The organism is Methylobacterium adhaesivum (genome assembly GCF_022179065.1).
Lineage (GTDB): Bacteria > Pseudomonadota > Alphaproteobacteria > Rhizobiales > Beijerinckiaceae > Methylobacterium > Methylobacterium adhaesivum.
Genome location: NZ_BPQD01000015.1, coordinates 69,306 through 84,889 on the forward strand (window position 1 = coordinate 69,306; position 15,584 = coordinate 84,889).

Annotated in this window: 14 protein-coding genes; 11 read left to right on the forward strand and 3 right to left on the reverse strand. The window is 67.2% G+C overall.

The window, feature by feature from the left end; all coding sequences use genetic code 11:
* Window positions 1-219 precede the first annotated feature (219 nt).
* Window positions 220-1,020 carry a glycosyltransferase gene (locus MFF01_RS12805; RefSeq protein WP_238225869.1) on the forward strand — a complete coding sequence of 267 codons (801 nt, stop codon included), beginning with the start codon at window positions 220-222 and terminating at the stop codon, window positions 1,018-1,020.
* 406 nt (window positions 1,021-1,426) lie between these two features.
* Window positions 1,427-4,171, forward strand: coding sequence for a DNA gyrase subunit A (gyrA, locus tag MFF01_RS12810; protein WP_238225871.1), 2,745 nt, complete (start codon window positions 1,427-1,429; stop codon window positions 4,169-4,171).
* 91 nt (window positions 4,172-4,262) lie between these two features.
* Here gyrA and MFF01_RS12815 read toward each other — a convergent pair whose 3' ends face one another.
* The gene (locus MFF01_RS12815; protein WP_238225872.1) at window positions 4,263-5,315 is read right to left on the reverse strand and encodes a GGDEF domain-containing protein; all 1,053 of its coding nucleotides are present in this window, start codon (window positions 5,313-5,315) and stop codon (window positions 4,263-4,265) included.
* A gap of 356 nt (window positions 5,316-5,671) precedes the next feature.
* Between MFF01_RS12815 and coaD the strand changes: the two genes are divergently transcribed.
* From coaD to MFF01_RS12840, 5 genes are all read left to right on the forward strand, one after another.
* Window positions 5,672-6,172 (forward strand): pantetheine-phosphate adenylyltransferase, encoded by a 501-nt coding sequence (coaD, locus tag MFF01_RS12820; RefSeq protein ID WP_238225874.1) that lies wholly within the window; start codon window positions 5,672-5,674, stop codon window positions 6,170-6,172.
* 44 nt (window positions 6,173-6,216) lie between these two features.
* Entirely contained in the window at window positions 6,217-6,774 is a 558-nt protein-coding gene (locus MFF01_RS12825) for a peptidylprolyl isomerase (protein WP_238225876.1), read from the forward strand.
* Window positions 6,775-6,791: 17 nt separating this feature from the next.
* A complete protein-coding gene (gene tolA, locus MFF01_RS12830; RefSeq protein ID WP_505744257.1) occupies window positions 6,792-7,280 on the forward strand; it encodes a cell envelope integrity protein TolA in 489 nt (162 codons plus the stop codon).
* A 4-nt stretch (window positions 7,281-7,284) separates the two neighbouring features.
* Window positions 7,285-7,743, forward strand: coding sequence for a peptidylprolyl isomerase (locus MFF01_RS12835; protein WP_238225878.1), 459 nt, complete (start codon window positions 7,285-7,287; stop codon window positions 7,741-7,743).
* 94 nt (window positions 7,744-7,837) lie between these two features.
* The gene (locus MFF01_RS12840; protein WP_238225880.1) at window positions 7,838-8,722 is read left to right on the forward strand and encodes an EamA family transporter; all 885 of its coding nucleotides are present in this window, start codon (window positions 7,838-7,840) and stop codon (window positions 8,720-8,722) included.
* Window positions 8,723-8,728: 6 nt separating this feature from the next.
* On the opposite strand, the gene mobA is transcribed toward MFF01_RS12840, so the two are convergent.
* Both mobA and MFF01_RS12850 read right to left on the reverse strand, forming a co-directional pair.
* Entirely contained in the window at window positions 8,729-9,346 is a 618-nt protein-coding gene (gene mobA / locus MFF01_RS12845) for a molybdenum cofactor guanylyltransferase MobA (protein ID WP_373319754.1), read from the reverse strand.
* Entirely contained in the window at window positions 9,340-10,479 is a 1,140-nt protein-coding gene (locus tag MFF01_RS12850) for an Mrp/NBP35 family ATP-binding protein (RefSeq protein ID WP_238225881.1), read from the reverse strand. The genes mobA and MFF01_RS12850 overlap by 7 nt, the downstream gene beginning before the upstream one ends.
* A 245-nt stretch (window positions 10,480-10,724) precedes the next feature.
* Between MFF01_RS12850 and MFF01_RS12855 the strand changes: the two genes are divergently transcribed.
* From MFF01_RS12855 to MFF01_RS12870, 4 genes are all read left to right on the forward strand, one after another.
* Window positions 10,725-11,228: a pyridoxamine 5'-phosphate oxidase family protein gene (locus tag MFF01_RS12855; RefSeq protein ID WP_238225884.1), complete on the forward strand. Its 504-nt coding sequence runs from the start codon at window positions 10,725-10,727 to the stop codon at window positions 11,226-11,228.
* 160 nt (window positions 11,229-11,388) lie between these two features.
* A complete protein-coding gene (locus MFF01_RS12860; RefSeq protein WP_238225886.1) occupies window positions 11,389-12,681 on the forward strand; it encodes a nicotinate phosphoribosyltransferase in 1,293 nt (430 codons plus the stop codon).
* Window positions 12,682-12,710: 29 nt separating this feature from the next.
* A complete protein-coding gene (locus MFF01_RS12865) occupies window positions 12,711-13,469 on the forward strand; it encodes a LamB/YcsF family protein (protein ID WP_238225888.1) in 759 nt (252 codons plus the stop codon).
* A 115-nt stretch (window positions 13,470-13,584) separates the two neighbouring features.
* Window positions 13,585-15,528, forward strand: coding sequence for an AI-2E family transporter (locus MFF01_RS12870; protein ID WP_238225890.1), 1,944 nt, complete (start codon window positions 13,585-13,587; stop codon window positions 15,526-15,528).
* Window positions 15,529-15,584: the final 56 nt, after the last annotated feature.

Genomic DNA, 15,584 nt, shown 5'->3' on the forward strand with positions numbered 1-15,584 from the left:
GGCTGAGTGGGGTGGCGCCGAGCTTCTTGATGATATTTCGTTGTTAAGTGATATGATAACATTCAATCTACTTAAATAGTACAAGAATTTTAGAAGGTGGTTTTGTGCGCAATGAAATCCAAACACAGCAAGTCCCTTAAGAAGCCCCTATCTCATCATGACCGTATCCCTTAGGGAGACGGGCCCGGTGCTCCGGTCCGTCTGTCAGAGTGGGGTGTGATGTCGTTTCGGAAATGGTACTTCGCCGCCAATGCCACAGCCCTGAGGGATGCGTTCGACCTGATCCATGTGGCGGTGGTCTCGGCACGGCAGAATACCGGCCTCGTTCCGTTCTGCATCATCGAGGATACGGATCACTGCGATCGCGTCGCCGCCAATGTCGAGAAACTCATCGCCTCGGGCGTGACGATCGTCCTGCGGAATGCCGAGGTGTTCCCCATGGTGCAGAACGCCTACGGCGCCGCAGCGGCCAAGGCCTACAATGGACACTGGCTCCGCACGGACATTCCCTACATCGAGCGGGAGGACGAATTCGTCCTCTACACCGATATCGACGTCATGTTCCGAGCCGATGTCTCGGACAACGACCTGCGTCCGAAGTTCATCGCCTGCGGGCCGGAGCACAAGCAGGACGACTGGTCCTACTTTAACACCGGCGTGCTGGTGATGAACGTCCCCAGCATGCGGGCGACGCGGCCGGAATTCGTCGAGGTGATCCGCGAGCATATGCCTCGTGCGGCGCCCTACGACGACCAGACCATGTACAATATCTGCTATCGCGACCGCTACGATCGCCTGCCCCTGGAATGGAATTGGAAACCGTACTGGGGGTACAATGCCCACGCGAAGATCGTGCATTTCCACGGACCGAAGCCCAATATCGCCAAGCACCTGCGCGAGGGCGGAACGGTCCCCGGCATGCCGATCTACCGGGAGATGTTCGACCGCGACAGGGAGGGCTACGCGCTCCACATCGCGGAGTTCGACCGTTATCTCGCGGTGCCGCTGGCCGGTCGCTGACGCAAACCGCAACCGTCGCTCGCGGGGAAAGGTCTTGTCCAACAAGGCCTCGGTGGCTGGTCTGGATTGGGGATCGCGGTCCCTCTGCCTCGCCGGATCACCCTTTGGATCTGACCGTTTCGGAGGACTACGTCCACGAGGTGGCGATCCGCAGCGGGACGTCGCTGTGCCACCCCGATCGGAGACGCGGGCAAGCCGTTGCCGATCCACGTCTTTCCCATCGCCGTCATCCGGCGATCTGTGGCGGCTTACGGCCCGATCGGTTATAGATTGGGCGGGGGGGCCGGTGCGCCTCGGTCCGCCTCGTCGGCCAGCACGATCTCCCCGCGAACGAGATTCCCCGTGAGGGGCCGTCGAACGTCGACGCCCCGTGCTTCGGGCGCCCCGCAGGCAGAGAACGAAGACCTTGGCAGAGAACGATATTCCCGGCGCCGGAGCGCCCCCCGCCTCCGACATCAAGCCGGTCTCCATCACCGACGAGATGCGCCGCTCCTATCTCGATTACGCCATGAGCGTGATCGTGAGCCGGGCACTGCCCGATGCCCGCGATGGCCTCAAGCCCGTGCACCGGCGCATCCTGTACTCGGCCTATGAAAGCGGGCACCTGCCCGAGCGCAAGTACGTCAAGTCGGCCCGCATCGTCGGCGACGTGATCGGTCTCTACCATCCGCATGGCGACCAATCGATCTACGATGCCTTGGTCCGCATGGCGCAGGACTTCTCGATGCGCATCATGCTCATCGACGGGCAGGGCAATTTCGGATCCGTCGACGGCGATCCGCCGGCGGCGATGCGCTACACCGAATCGCGCTTGGCCAAGCCCGCCAACGCGCTGCTTGCCGACATCGACAAGAACACCGTCGATTTCCAGCCGAACTACGACGAGTCGCGCGAGGAGCCGACCGTCCTGCCCGCCCGCTTCCCGAACCTCCTCGCCAACGGCGCTGGCGGCATTGCGGTGGGCATGGCCACCAACATCCCGCCGCACAATCTCGGCGAGCTCATCGACGCCTGCATCGCCCTCATCGATGATCCGAGCCTGTCCATCGAGGGGCTGACCGAGATCGTTCCCGGCCCCGATTTCCCCACGGGCGGCTCGATCCTCGGCCGCGCCGGCACGCGTCAGGCCTACGCCACGGGGCGCGGCTCCATCATCATGCGGGCGAAATCCCACGTTGAGGAGCTGCGCCGGGAGCGCGAGGCCCTGATCTTCACCGAGATCCCGTATCAGGTGAATAAGGCGACGCTCATGGAGAAGATCGCCGAGCTGGTGAAGGAGAAGCGCGTCGAGGGCATTTCGGACCTGCGCGATGAATCCGACCGCGACGGCATGCGCATCGTCGTCGAGATCAAGCGCGATGCCATGGCCGACGTCGTGCTGAATCAGCTCTACCGGTTCACGCCCCTGCAATCGTCGTTCGGCTGCAACATGGTGGCCCTCAACGGCGGCCGCCCCGAACTCATGAACCTGAAGGACCTGCTCCAGGCCTTCGTCGACTTTCGCGAAGAGGTGGTGTCTCGGAGGACCAAGTTCCTCCTCGGCAAGGCCCGCGAACGCGCCCACGTCCTGTGCGGCCTCGCCATCGCGGTGGCCAACATCGACGAGGTGATCCGCCTGATCCGCACCTCGCCCGATCCGAACGCCGCCCGCGAGGCCCTGATGGGCCGGGATTGGCCGGCCCGGGACATCGCGCCCCTCATCGCCCTGGTGGACGACCCGCGCCACCGCATCAACGACGACGAGAGCTACCGCCTGTCCGAGATCCAGGCCCGCGCCATCCTCGATCTGCGCCTGCAGCGCCTGACCGCCCTCGGCCGCGACGAGATCGGCGACGAATTGCAGAAGCTCGCCGACGAGATCGCCGATTACCTCGACATCCTGCGTTCACGCCTGCGCATCATGGGCATCGTCAAGGACGAACTCGCCGAGGTCCGCGAGGCCTACGCAACCCCGCGCCGGACGGTGATCCTCGACTGGGATTCCAACGTCGAGGACGAGGACCTGATCCAGCGCGAGGACATGGTGGTGACCGTGTCGCATGCCGGCTACGTCAAGCGCGTGCCGCTCTCGACCTACCGGGCCCAGCGCCGGGGCGGCAAGGGCCGCTCGGGGATGGCGACCCGCGACGAGGATTTCGTCACCCGCCTGTTCGTCGCCAACACCCACACGCCGATCCTGTTCTTCTCGAACCAGGGGCAGGTCTACAAGGAGAAGGTCTGGCGCCTGCCCATGGCCGCCCCGAACGCGCGGGGCAAGGCGCTCGTCAACATCCTCGCCATGGATGCGGGCACCGAGCGCATCACCACCATCATGCCGCTTCCCGAGGACGAGAAGTCCTGGGAGACCCTCGACGTGATGTTCGCGACAGCCAGCGGCGGCGTCCGGCGTAATAAGCTTTCGGACTTCGTACAGGTGAACCGCGCGGGCAAGATCGCCATGAAGCTCGATGAGGGCGACCACATCGTCCACGTCGAGATCTGCAGGGCCGACCAGAACGTCCTTCTGACGTCGAAGGACGGCCAATGCATCCGCTTCCCCGTGGAGGACGTGCGCGTCTTCAAGGGCCGCGATTCCACGGGCGTGCGCGGCATCTCACTGGCCAAGGACGACCGCGTCATCTCCATGACGATTCTCAACAGCTTCGAGGCCAGCCCCGAGGAACGGGCCGGCTACCTGAAGATGCGTCGCGCCGTCATCGGTGACGGCACCGAGGGCGAGGACGCGTCCGAATCCGACGAGGCCGCTGGCGAGGCCGCCATCTCCCTCGAGCGCTACAACGAGATGGGCGCCCACGAGCAGTTCGTGCTCACCCTGTCGGAGCGGGGGTTCGGCAAGCGCACCTCGTCCTACGAGTACCGGACCTCGGGACGCGGCGGAAAGGGCATCACCGCCATGCGGGTCAACGCTCGCAACGGCACCCTCGTGGCGTCCTTCCCCGTGCAGCCCTCGGATCAGATCATGCTGGTCACCGACGGGGGGCAGCTCATCCGGGTGCCCGTGGATGATATCCGAATCGTCGGGCGGGCCTCCCAGGGTGTGACGGTGTTCAACACCGAGAAGACCGAGCGCGTGGTCTCGGTAGAGCACATCGAGGGCGAGGAAGAGACCGGCGACGGTCCCGGCGAGATCACCGGCGAAGTCGCACCATAGCGGTGTCTCGTGGGACGCCCGCTTCGCCATGGGGCGCGGCGGGCCGGCTCTGGCGAAACTTCGAACGGCTACGTCGGGGCCGTTCTTCGGCTCAGGCGGAGGCGACGATGCAGCGGGCCTTACCGGCCGCCTTCGCCTCGTAGAGGGCGGCATCGGCGGCCGAGAGCAGGCTCGCGAGATCGCTGCCGTGTTGCGGTTCTAGGGCGAGGCCGATGCTGACGCCGATCACCGCCGTCTGGTCGAAACGCAACACGTACGGAACGGAGATCTGTGCCGCCACCCGCTCGGCGAAAGCGAGGAGCGCGGGGTGTTCGGCCGCATCGGTGAGGATGACGAACTCGTCGCCGCCCAGACGCGCGATGCTGGCGGGCCGCCCGACGCCGTTGCGCAGGCGATCGGCCACGCCCTGCAGGAGCGTGTCGCCCGCGGCATGCCCATAGGTGTCGTTGACGGCTTTGAAGCCATCAAGGTCGAGGTAGAACAGGGCCATTCGGTTCTCGGGCCGCGCTTCCATCGCCGCCGCGAGGCCGGCGCGATTCATCAAGCCCGTCAGGCTATCGTGATGGGCCCGGAAGGCATTCTCGCGTTCGGCTCGCATCGTGGCCACCAGCAACTTGTTGAGCCGGAAGCCGGCGGCACTCATGGCGGCGAGGTAGAACGGGATCTGCAGGAACGTGATGAAGAAGATCGGTTCGCCCGTGAAGGGAGCTGCGGCACAGCACGGCCCCAGGGCCAGAACGATCATCGCTCCGGCGAAGCGTGGTGCTCCGAAGTTGCGAAACGAAATGCCGCCGACCATGGCGGCTGCCGAGAGACATGACAGGGCTGCGACCACCCAGTCCCCGCCGACGAGGCTGATGAACGTCCCGTATCCGACAGTGGCCGCCCAGGCCAAACCGAGCAGGATGTAGAGGTCCGTAGGAGTCGCGCGTCGTTCGGATGCGGCGCGCTGCGCGATCATCAGGACAGCGAGGCGGGCGACGCAGAGGGAACATTCCGCCGCGCACCAGAGCAGGAACGGCAAGGTCGGGACTCGGAACGCCGCGAGGAACGATACCGCGAGCGTGTTCAGGACACCTCCCGCAAAAATCGGAAGGGTTCCGAACAGACTCCGGATCAGGGCCGCCCGAATCTCGTCCGGCACTTCGGGCCCCGCATCCGTCAACCATCGTGTCAGACGCCAGCGAGGCTGGCTAAACAGTACTGTCTTGTTCTGCATCGCCCGACCGCGAACCGGCTCCTGATCTCGGTTCGGTTGATCACCCGCATCGCGTTAACGTTCATACCACCAGCGGTTGGCATCGCGATTGTGTGCGGGTACTCGCTTGCGCGACTGCAAGAGAATATCACCATGACGCCATTCGTCGGGTCGGATCCGATGAATCTCCAAGCCAGAGTCGGGAAATTGACACGGATGCCGCGATCGTCGCCGGTGTCCATCGGAGTCGATCAATTCGGGCATGGTTTCGTTCGAACTCGAAATGCTCTACCCCAGCCGCGATGATCCGCACCGCGCTCTACGCCGGCTCCTTCGACCCGGTCACCAACGGACACCTCGACGTCATCCGTCAGGCGTGCCGGCTCGTGCAGCACCTCGTCATCGCCATCGGGGTGCATCCGGGGAAAACGCCGATGTTCACCGCCGAGGAGCGGACCGAACTTCTGCGCGCCACCTGCACGCCCCTGGCCGACGCCGAAGGTGCGCGCCTCGAGATCATGGCGTTCGACGACCTTGCCGTCGCCGCCGCGCGGCGCCACGGCGCGACCGTGTTCATCCGGGGCCTTCGTGATGGTACCGACCTCGACTACGAGATGCAGCTCGCGGGGATGAACGGCGCCATGGCGCCCGAAGTCCAGACGGTGTTCCTGCCGGCCTCCACCGGCGTCCGGCCCATCACCGCGACCCTCGTCCGCCAGATCGCGGCCATGGGGGGCGATGTCTCACCCTTCGTGCCGGCCCTCGTGGCCGAGCGCCTGTCCTCCCGCTTCGGCCTGGCCTGACCGCGTCGACCCGTCCGCTTCCCATCGAGAAAGAAAGACCGCCCATGCCGTTCGGATTCAGCCGCCGCCTCGCCCTCCTGGGGCTTGCCGCCGTGATCGGTTTTGCCCCCGCCGCGCAGGCCGCCGACGAGAATACGGTCTTCCTCGACACCAAGGATGGCCGCGTCACCATCGAATTGCGGCCCGACCTTGCGCCCAAGCACGTCGCCCAGCTGAAGACGCTGATCAAGCAGGGCTTCTACAATGGCCTCAAATTCCACCGCGTCATGGACGGCTTCATGGCCCAGACCGGCGATCCGAAGGGCAACGGCACCGGCGGCTCGAACCTGCCGAACATTCCGGCCGAATTCTCCCAGACCCCGTTCCGGCGCGGCACGCTCGGCATGGCCCGCTCGTCCGAGCCGAATTCGGCGAATTCGCAGTTCTTCATCTGCCTCGCAGACGCGCCGTTCCTCAACGGCCAGTATACGGTCATCGGTGTCGTCTCGTCGGGCATGGAGGCCGTCGACAAGATCAAGAAGGCCGCTCCGGGCGCTCCCGGCGGTGCGGTTCAGGACCCCGACAAGATCGTGAAGATGCAGCTCGCCCAGGGCGCGAAGTAACACGGGGCCGCAGGCTCATGACGGGCGGCACGCGGCGCTTGGCATTCCTCGCCATGGCCCTCGCGATGCCGGCCGTCGCGTCGCGTGCCGCGCCCTCGAACGGGCCGCTCACGCTGCCCGAGACCTTGCGGGGCACGGTTCAGGTGCCGCAGGCCGGGCAGGGCATGGCGCACGGCACGGATGAGCCCATCGATACCCTAAAGGCGCTCTACCCCGCGCTTGCCGCTTGCTGGATTGTGCCGGAGGGCCTCGCTCGCTTCGAGCGAACGGAAATCACGGCCCGATTCGCCCTTCGCCGGGACGGATCGGTCATCGGAACCCCGCGTATAACCTTCGCCACCGAAGGCGGCGACGGCCGGGCTCGCGCCCTGCTGGCGGAAGCCGCCGTCGCGGCGATCCGGCGTTGTACGCCCGCGCGGGTCACGCCCGCCCTGGGGGCGGCCATCGCGGGGCGCCCCATCGCGCTCCGCTTCATCCATCTTGGACCCAGAGGACAAGGAATCTAGACCCATGGCAGACACCGAGACCATCATCCTCGAGACCACCAAGGGCCGCGTCGTCATCGGGCTGCGCCCCGACCTCGCCCCTAACCACGTCGAGCGCCTGAAGACCCTCGCGGCGCAGGGCTTCTACGACGGCGTGCCGTTCCACCGCGTCATCGACGGGTTCATGGCGCAGACGGGCGATCCCACGGGCACCGGCTCGGGCGGTTCGGACCTTCCCGACCTGAACGCCGAGTTCAACGCCGAGCCGCACGTGCGCGGCGTCTGCTCCATGGCCCGCACCAACTTCCCGCACTCGGCCAATTCGCAGTTCTTCATCTGCTTCGGCGATGCCCGCTTCCTCGACAAGCAGTACACCGTCTGGGGCAAGGTGACGGAGGGCATGGACGTCGTCGATACCCTGAACAAGGGCGAGCCGCCGCGGTCTCCCGACAAGATCGTCAAGGCGACCGTCGGCGCCGCCTGAGGCACGCTGCGATCACCCGATGGGAAGGCCCGCACGAACCCCGTGCGGGCCTTCCTTCGTTTCGCGCCCTGTCACGCCGGGAGTCGGCCGAACCATGAATCCAGCGACGCTCCCCCCGCGCGACCTCCTACTGGCCCTGGCCGTCGTAGCGGTCTGGGGCACCAACTTCGTCGTGATCCGCATCGGCCTCGACCATCTGCCGCCCCTGCTGTTCGCGGGCCTGCGGTTCGTCCTGGCGGCCGTGCCCGGCGTCTTCCTGCTGCCTCGGCCCGCCGCCTCTTGGCGGAACCTCGCAGCCTATGGCCTCCTCATCGGCGCCGGACAGTTCGGCCTCCTCTTCGTCGCCATTCGCAGCGATATCGCGCCGGGCCTCGCCTCCCTGGTCGTTCAGGTGCAGGTGTTCTTCACCATCGGCCTGTCCATGTGGCTCACGGGCGAGCGCGTGCGCGGCTTCCAGTGGATGGCCCTGCTGCTCGCGGTCTCGGGCATCCTCGTCATCGCGCTTCACACCGATGCCTCGACCACGCCGCTCGGCCTTGGCCTCGTGCTCCTGGCGGGCGCGAGTTGGGCCGGCGGGAACATGGTGGCGCGGGCGAGCGGCGTGCGGAGTATGCTGCCCTACGTCGTCTGGGCGAGCCTGTTTTCGGCACCGCCGCTGCTGGTCCTGTCGCTCATCCTCGAGGGGTGGGATGCGATCCGTGACGGGGTGCTGCGCGCCGATGCGGCGACCTGGGGAGCCGTACTCTGGCAGGCGGTGGGCAACGCCTTGTTCGGCTATGCCGTCTGGGGCTGGCTCCTCGCGCGCCACCCGGCCGCCCTCGTCACGCCCATGGCCCTGCTGGTTCCGGTCTTCGGCATCGGCGCTTCGGCCCTATGGCTCGGCGAGCCCCTCCCGGCCTGGAAGATCGGCGCGGCGCTCCTCGTTCTGGGCGGCCTCGCCCTCGGCGTTCTCTACCCGCGCTGGCGGCGCCTGCCCTGACGAATCTCAGGCGTTTGCGAGGTACGACTCGGCCCGGCCGAGATCGTCCGGCGTGTTGATGTTCCAAAACGGATCCAGTGGGTCGGTGCCCCACTCCACCGCCACCGCGCCCTGTTCCCGCAGGAAGCCGCCGACTCGCCGCTCGCCCCGTACGACGAGGTAGTCGCGTAAGGCAGCGCGCACGGCGACGGGCCACAGCGCCACGGTGAAATGCTCGCGTCCGTTCGAGGACGCCATGGCGATAGGAGCGTCCCGCGCGGCCCCGGCGAGGCGAGCGACGAGATCGAGGGGCAGGAACGGCGCGTCTCCGGTGACGCTCGCGACATGGCCGATCCCGGACGGCGTATGCGCGGCGTAGTCCAGAGCCGCGAGGATGCCCGCAAGGGGCCCGGCATGGTCCGGCACGTCGTCGGCAATGATCTCGCCGGGAAAACGCGTGAACCGGGCCGGATCACCGTTAGCGTTGAGGATCAGGCCGGCCCCGCATTGCGGCGCGAAGCGCTCCACCACGCGGTCGAGGAGCGAACGCCCGGCGAGGAGCCTAAGGGTCTTGTCGCCGCCGCCCATGCGCCGAGACAGGCCACCGGCCAGGACGACGCCGAGGACGACGCCGTCCGTCACGATTCGAAGACGATCCGGGGCGCCGCGCGGGCCACCGGCGCGCCGCTGAGGTTGGCCCAGAGCTTGGCCGCGATGTCGCGATAGACCCGTGCCTGCGGCCCGTCCGGATCGACGGCCACCACCGGGCGCCCGGCATCCGAGCTTTCCCGAATGGTCATGTTCAACGGGATCTCGCCGAGGAACGGGACTTCCAGGCGCGCGGCCTCGTCGCGGGCACCGCCATGACCGAAGATGTGTGAGGCGTGGCCGCAATTCGGGCAGACGAACGTCGCCATGTTCTCGATGACGCCGAGGATCGGCACCGAGACCTTGCGGAACATCGTGACGCCGCGCCGGGCATCGATCAGGGCGAGGTCCTGCGGCGTCGAGACGATGACGGCGCCGGAGAGCGGCGTGGCCTGGGCCATGGTGAGCTGAGCGTCGCCGGTACCGGGCGGCATGTCCACCACGAGGATGTCGAGGTCGCCCCAGGCCACCTCGCGCAACATCTGGGTGATGGCCGACTGGACCATGGGGCCGCGCCAGATCATCGCCGTCTCGGCCTCGATGAGGAAGCCGATGGACATGACCTTGATGCCGTAGCCTTCCATGGGGGCGAGGAGGCGCTCCTCGATGACCTTGGGCTTCCCCGACAGGCCGAACAGCTTCGGCACGGACGGACCGTAGATGTCGGCGTCGAGGAGGCCGACCTTCAGGCCCTGGGCCGACAGGGCGAGGGCGAGGTTGCAGGCCGTGGTCGATTTGCCGACGCCGCCCTTGCCGGAGGCGACGGCCACGATGTGGCGGACGCCGGGAAGGGCCGGGCCGGTGCGGGGCGGCGGGGGAGCCGCCGGCCGGCCCGGGGCGGGCGGCTGCGGGGCGGCGCCTTGCGCCGGATGATTGGGGCCACGTTCCGAGGTGAGGCTCGCGAACACACCGGACACGCCCGCGGTCGCGAGGACCGCGCCCTCGGCCCGGCGGCGGATCGGCTCGAACCGCTCGGCCTCGCTCGGATCGATGAGGATCGAGAACATCACCCGACCCGTCGGATCGACCACCACCTGCGACAGGCGGCCGGACGCGGGCAGGGTGGTTCCTGCGGCGTCGACGGTGACGGTCGACAGGACCTTGAGGACATCGTCGCGGGTGATCGCCAAGCTCGGGCTCCCTGAGCGCGTGGGGCGAAGCAGCCCGGACGCATCGATCGCGCGTCTCGCGCGCCTCTCCCTCACGGGACAGCATGACGCGACCGGGAGCGCAACCCCATGCCGCGCGGCCCATCAGCGCGAAACCAATACGAAGCTCGTCCGTTGAGCCCACGAACCGCCGACGGCGACCGTTCCAGGAACGCCCGCCGCACGCGTCGAGTCCAGAATTGAATTCCAGTCGGAGAGTCCATCCCATGCACCAGGGCAACCACCGCGATCACGAGGGCGCCAAGAAGCTCTTCGCCCTCATCAAGGACATCAAGGTCGCGATGATGACCACCGCCGATCCGGACGGAAAGCTCTACAGCCGGCCGATGTGGTGCCAGGAGGCGGACGAGAACGGCGACCTGTGGTTCTTCACCAAGCTGCACTCGCCGAAGACCGCCGAGATCAGCAAGGACAACCAGGTCAACCTCGCCTACTCGGACCCCTCGAGCCAGACCTACGTCTCCGTCGCCGGCAAGGCCGAGATCGTCACTGATCAGTCGGCCATCGACGACAAGTGGAGCGAAAGCATGAAGACGTGGTTCCCCAACGGAAAGGACGATCCGGAAGTGGCGTTGATCCGCATCCACCCGGAGAAGGGTGAGTACTGGGACAGCCCCAACGCCACCGCGCTGCACATCTACGGCTACGTCAAGGCCGCGCTCACGGGTGAGTCGCCGAAGACCGAGACGAAGAAGGTCGATCTCGCCTGAACCCTCGGGCGTTCGGCGTCTCAAGCAGGGCGGTCATCCGATGGGGTGGCCGCCCTTTTCCATGTCTCTTCACCGGCAGGCTCGATTGACTCGCGCCCGATGCCTATGCGCTGCTCGCCACCGAGCGGGCATGTGGCCCGCGCCGGAACCGTGACCGATCATGCTCGACCTCGCGACCCGGGTTTACAACCACAGCTTCAAGATCGATCCCATCGTCCGGTCCCTCCTCGACACCGATTTCTATAAACTCCTGATGGCGCAGACGATCTTTCGCCGCCATCGCGACACCCGCGTCACCTTCGGCATCCAGAACCGCTCGCGCAGCGTGCGCCTGGCCGATTTCGTCGATGCCGGGGAACTGCGCGAGCAACTCGACCACGCCCGAAGCCTCACCCTAAGCCGAGGTGAATCGACCTGGCTGCGCGGCAACACCTTCTACGGCCAGCGCCGGATGTTCGCGCCCGATTTCATGGACTGGCTGGAGGGCTTCCGCCTACCCGAATACGAGCTCGAGACCCGCGACGGACAATACGTGCTCACCTTCCACGGCCCCTGGATCGAGACGACCATGTGGGAGGTTCCGGCCCTCTCCATCCTTAACGAGCTTCGCGCGCGGGGCGTCGTGCGCCACATGGGCAAGCTCGAACTGCAGGTGCTCTATGCCCGCGCCATGACCCGGGTCTGGGAGAAGATCGAACGCCTGGCCCACTTGCCGGACCTCTCCATCGCGGATTTCGGCACCCGGCGGCGCCACGGATTCCTGTGGCAGGACTGGTGCGTCGAGGCCATGCGGGCGGGGCTCGGCGACCACTTCCTTGGAACCTCGAACTGCCTCATCGCGCTTCGCCGGGAAGTCGAGGCCGTGGGCACCAATGCCCACGAATTGCCGATGGTCTATTCAGCCTTGGCCGAGGACGACGCTGCCCTCGCCCGGGCGCCCTACGACGTGCTCGCCGACTGGCAGCAGGATTACGCCGGCAATCTGCTGGTGATGCTGCCCGACACCTACGGCACCAGTGGCTTTCTCGCCCACGCCCCCGATTGGATGACCGCCTGGACCGGCATCCGCATCGACTCGAAGGAGCCCATCGCGGGTGGTGAGGAGGCCATCGCCTGGTGGCGTTCGCGTGGGTGCGACCCCCGTGAGAAGCTCGCGATCTTCTCCGACGGCCTCGACGTCGACACCATCGAAGCCATCCACGCTCATTTCCATGGACGCATGCGCATCGGCTACGGCTGGGGCACCCTGCTAACCAACGACTTTCGCGGCTTGGTGCCCGATGGCCGGCTCGACCCCATCTCCATCGTCTGCAAGGTGATCGACGCAAACGGGCGGCCCACGGTCAAGATCTCGGACAATCCCTCGAAGGCCATCGGGCCGGAGACGGAGATCGCGCGCTACCGCCGCGTGTTCGAGACGCCCGAAGCCGACGCGATGCCGGTTCTCGTGTGACGCGACGGGCGGAAGCGGGGGCGAGCGGCATGCGCATCGATCTCAACGCGGATCTCGGCGAGGGCTACGGCCCCTTCACCCTGGGCGACGACGCCGCACTCCTCGACATCGTCACCTCGGCCAATGTCGCCTGCGGCTTCCACGCGGGCGATCCCGCGATCATGGTGGAGACGGCGCGGGCCGCCAGGGCACGGGGGGTGGCGATCGGCGCCCATCCGGGCTTCGACGACCTCCGCGGCTTCGGCCGTCGCGTGATCCGCGCGACACCGGACGAGATCGAGGCCGACGTCGCCTACCAGATCGGCGCCCTCCAGGCTTGCGCGGCGCTGGCCGGCCACCGCGTCACCCACGTGAAGGCGCACGGGGCCCTGGCCAATCTCTCCAATGCCGACGACAACGTCGCGCGGGCCATCGCCAGGGCCGTGCGGGGCGTCGACGCCAGTCTCGTCGTTGTGGCCATGCCGGGCCTTCCTGCCGAACGGGCGGCGGAGGCGGCCGGTCTGCGGGTGGTGCGCGAGATCTATGCCGACCGCGCCTATGCGGAAGACGGGCAGCTCGCGCCGCGCAACCAGCCCGGGGCGGTGCTGACCGATGCGGCCGATATCGCCGACCGCACCCGACGCATGGTGGAGGAGGGGGCCATCGTCACCCTGTCGGGTCGGCGCATCCCCGTCGCCGTCGACACGGTCTGCGTCCACGGCGACGATCCGCATGCGGTGGACATCGCTCGCGCCGTGCGCCGGAGCCTGGAAGAAGCGGGGTGCATCGTGGCGCCGTTCGCGCCCTGATCACGGAATCGCGAGGGGAATGGCGCCCGCCAGGGATCGTTTTGCCGCGCCGCACCGTTGCCGAGACGCGGTCCCGAACACGGGGCTCCTAGTGTGGCGTCGAGACGGAACCGGCATGGCGACGAGACCCAACTCCAGATCCTCGCTGATCGTGCCGCGTCCGACCCGGATCGCCGCCGCCGGAACACCGGCTCCGACCGTCACCTCGCCCCTCCTCATCGCCGCGCTTCTCGTCACCGGTCTCTATCTCGGTCGCGACGTCCTCATCCCCATCGCCATCGCGATCCTGCTGTCGTTCGTCCTCGGCCCCCTCGTGAACCTGCTGCGGCGCTGGCACTTCGGGCGCTTCCTGTCCGTGGCCGTCTCCGTCCTGATGACCTTGAGTGTTGTCGGAGCCCTCGGGACCCTCATCGGCGTGCAACTCGCCGATATCGCGACCGACGTGCCGCGCTATCGCACCACCATCGAGCGAAAGATCGAGGGCCTGCAGGATACGCCCGCCGGCCGCATGGCCGAGTACGTCACGAGCATCGGCCGGACGATGCATCGGGACGAGGCGAAACCGAAGCCGGAGCCCGAGACCAAGCCGGCCCCCGATGCTGCGCCGCCGGAGAAGGCGATCCTCGTCGAGGTCAAGGACCGGGCGCCGGACGCGCTCACCCTGGCCGGCACTCTGTTGTCGCCCATCCTGCATCCGCTCGCGACCATCGGCATCGTCTTCGTGGTGCTGCTGTTCCTGCTGATGCAGCGCGAGGACTTGCGCGACCGGATGATCCGCCTTGCCGGTTCGAGCGATCTCCACCGCACCACCGTCGCCATGGACGACGCGGCCAAGCGCCTGAGCCGCTACTTTCTCGTTCAACTCGCCCTCAACGCCGCCTTCGGCCTCATCGTCGGCATCGGCCTCTATCTCATCGGCGTACCGAGCCCGGTCCTCTGGGGCATCTTCTCGGCCCTGATGCGCTTCGTGCCGTATATCGGGGCCTTCGTCTCGGCGCTGTTCCCCTTGGCCCTGGCGGCGGCCGTCGATCCCGGTTGGACGATGGTGGTCGAGACGCTGATCCTGTTCGTCGTCCTCGAGCCCATCGTTGGCCATTTCATCGAACCGATGCTCTATGGCCACTCCACCGGCATGTCGCCCTTCGCCGTCCTCGTCTCGGCGCTGTTCTGGACGTGGCTCTGGGGACCCGTCGGTCTGCTGCTGTCGACGCCACTCACCGTCTGCCTCGTGGTCCTGGGGCGGCACGTGGACAAGCTCGAATTCCTCGACGTGCTGTTCGGAGACCGGCCTGCCCTGACCCCGGTGGAGAACTTCTACCAGCGCATCTTGGCGGGAGACCCCGACGAGGTGCAGGAGCACGCCGAACTCATCCTGAAGACCTGTCCACTGGTGAGTTACTACGACGAAGTGGTGATCAAGGGGCTCGAACTCGCCGCACGTGACGCGGCGCGCGGCGTGCTGACGCCCGAGCAGAAAGCGGACATTCGACAGAGCCTATCCGGCCTCGTCGAGGATCTCGCCGACCATGAAGACGTGGCCGATCACGAAGCGCGCGAGGGCGCGTCAACGGGAGCGTCCGTCGTCAGGGCGAACGTTGCGCCGAATGGAACGGTCCTGTGCGTCGCCGGACGGAGCTTCGTTGACGGCGCCGCTTGTGCGATCCTCGTCCAGCTTCTCGGCAACCGGGGGATCGACGCGCGCCTCGTGCCGTTCTCGGACGTGGCCCGGGCCAAGATCGACACGTTCGAGCCGGGGCCGGCGCGAATCGTCTGTATCGTTTCCACTGCCATCAGTGGCGAGCCGACCCACCTACGCCGCTTGGCCGAGCGCCTCAGGCGCAAGATCCCGGGGGCTCACATGGTCGTCGGCCTGTGGCAGGCGGACGAGAGCGGTCTCGACGAGGCGGCACAGGCCAGGGCGATACCGGCCGACATGCATGTCGCTTCCCTGCGGAGCGCCGTCGAAGCCATCGTGGCCGCCGTGGATCCGACAGCCCCTGCGCCCGCGAACGCCGACCGCCCGGTGCCCCATCCCGTCGGAGCACCCGTCCCCGCCTGATCGCCGGCCCGGTACTGCCGGGGCTTGACGGCGGGTCGCCCCGTCCGCTTCGCTGC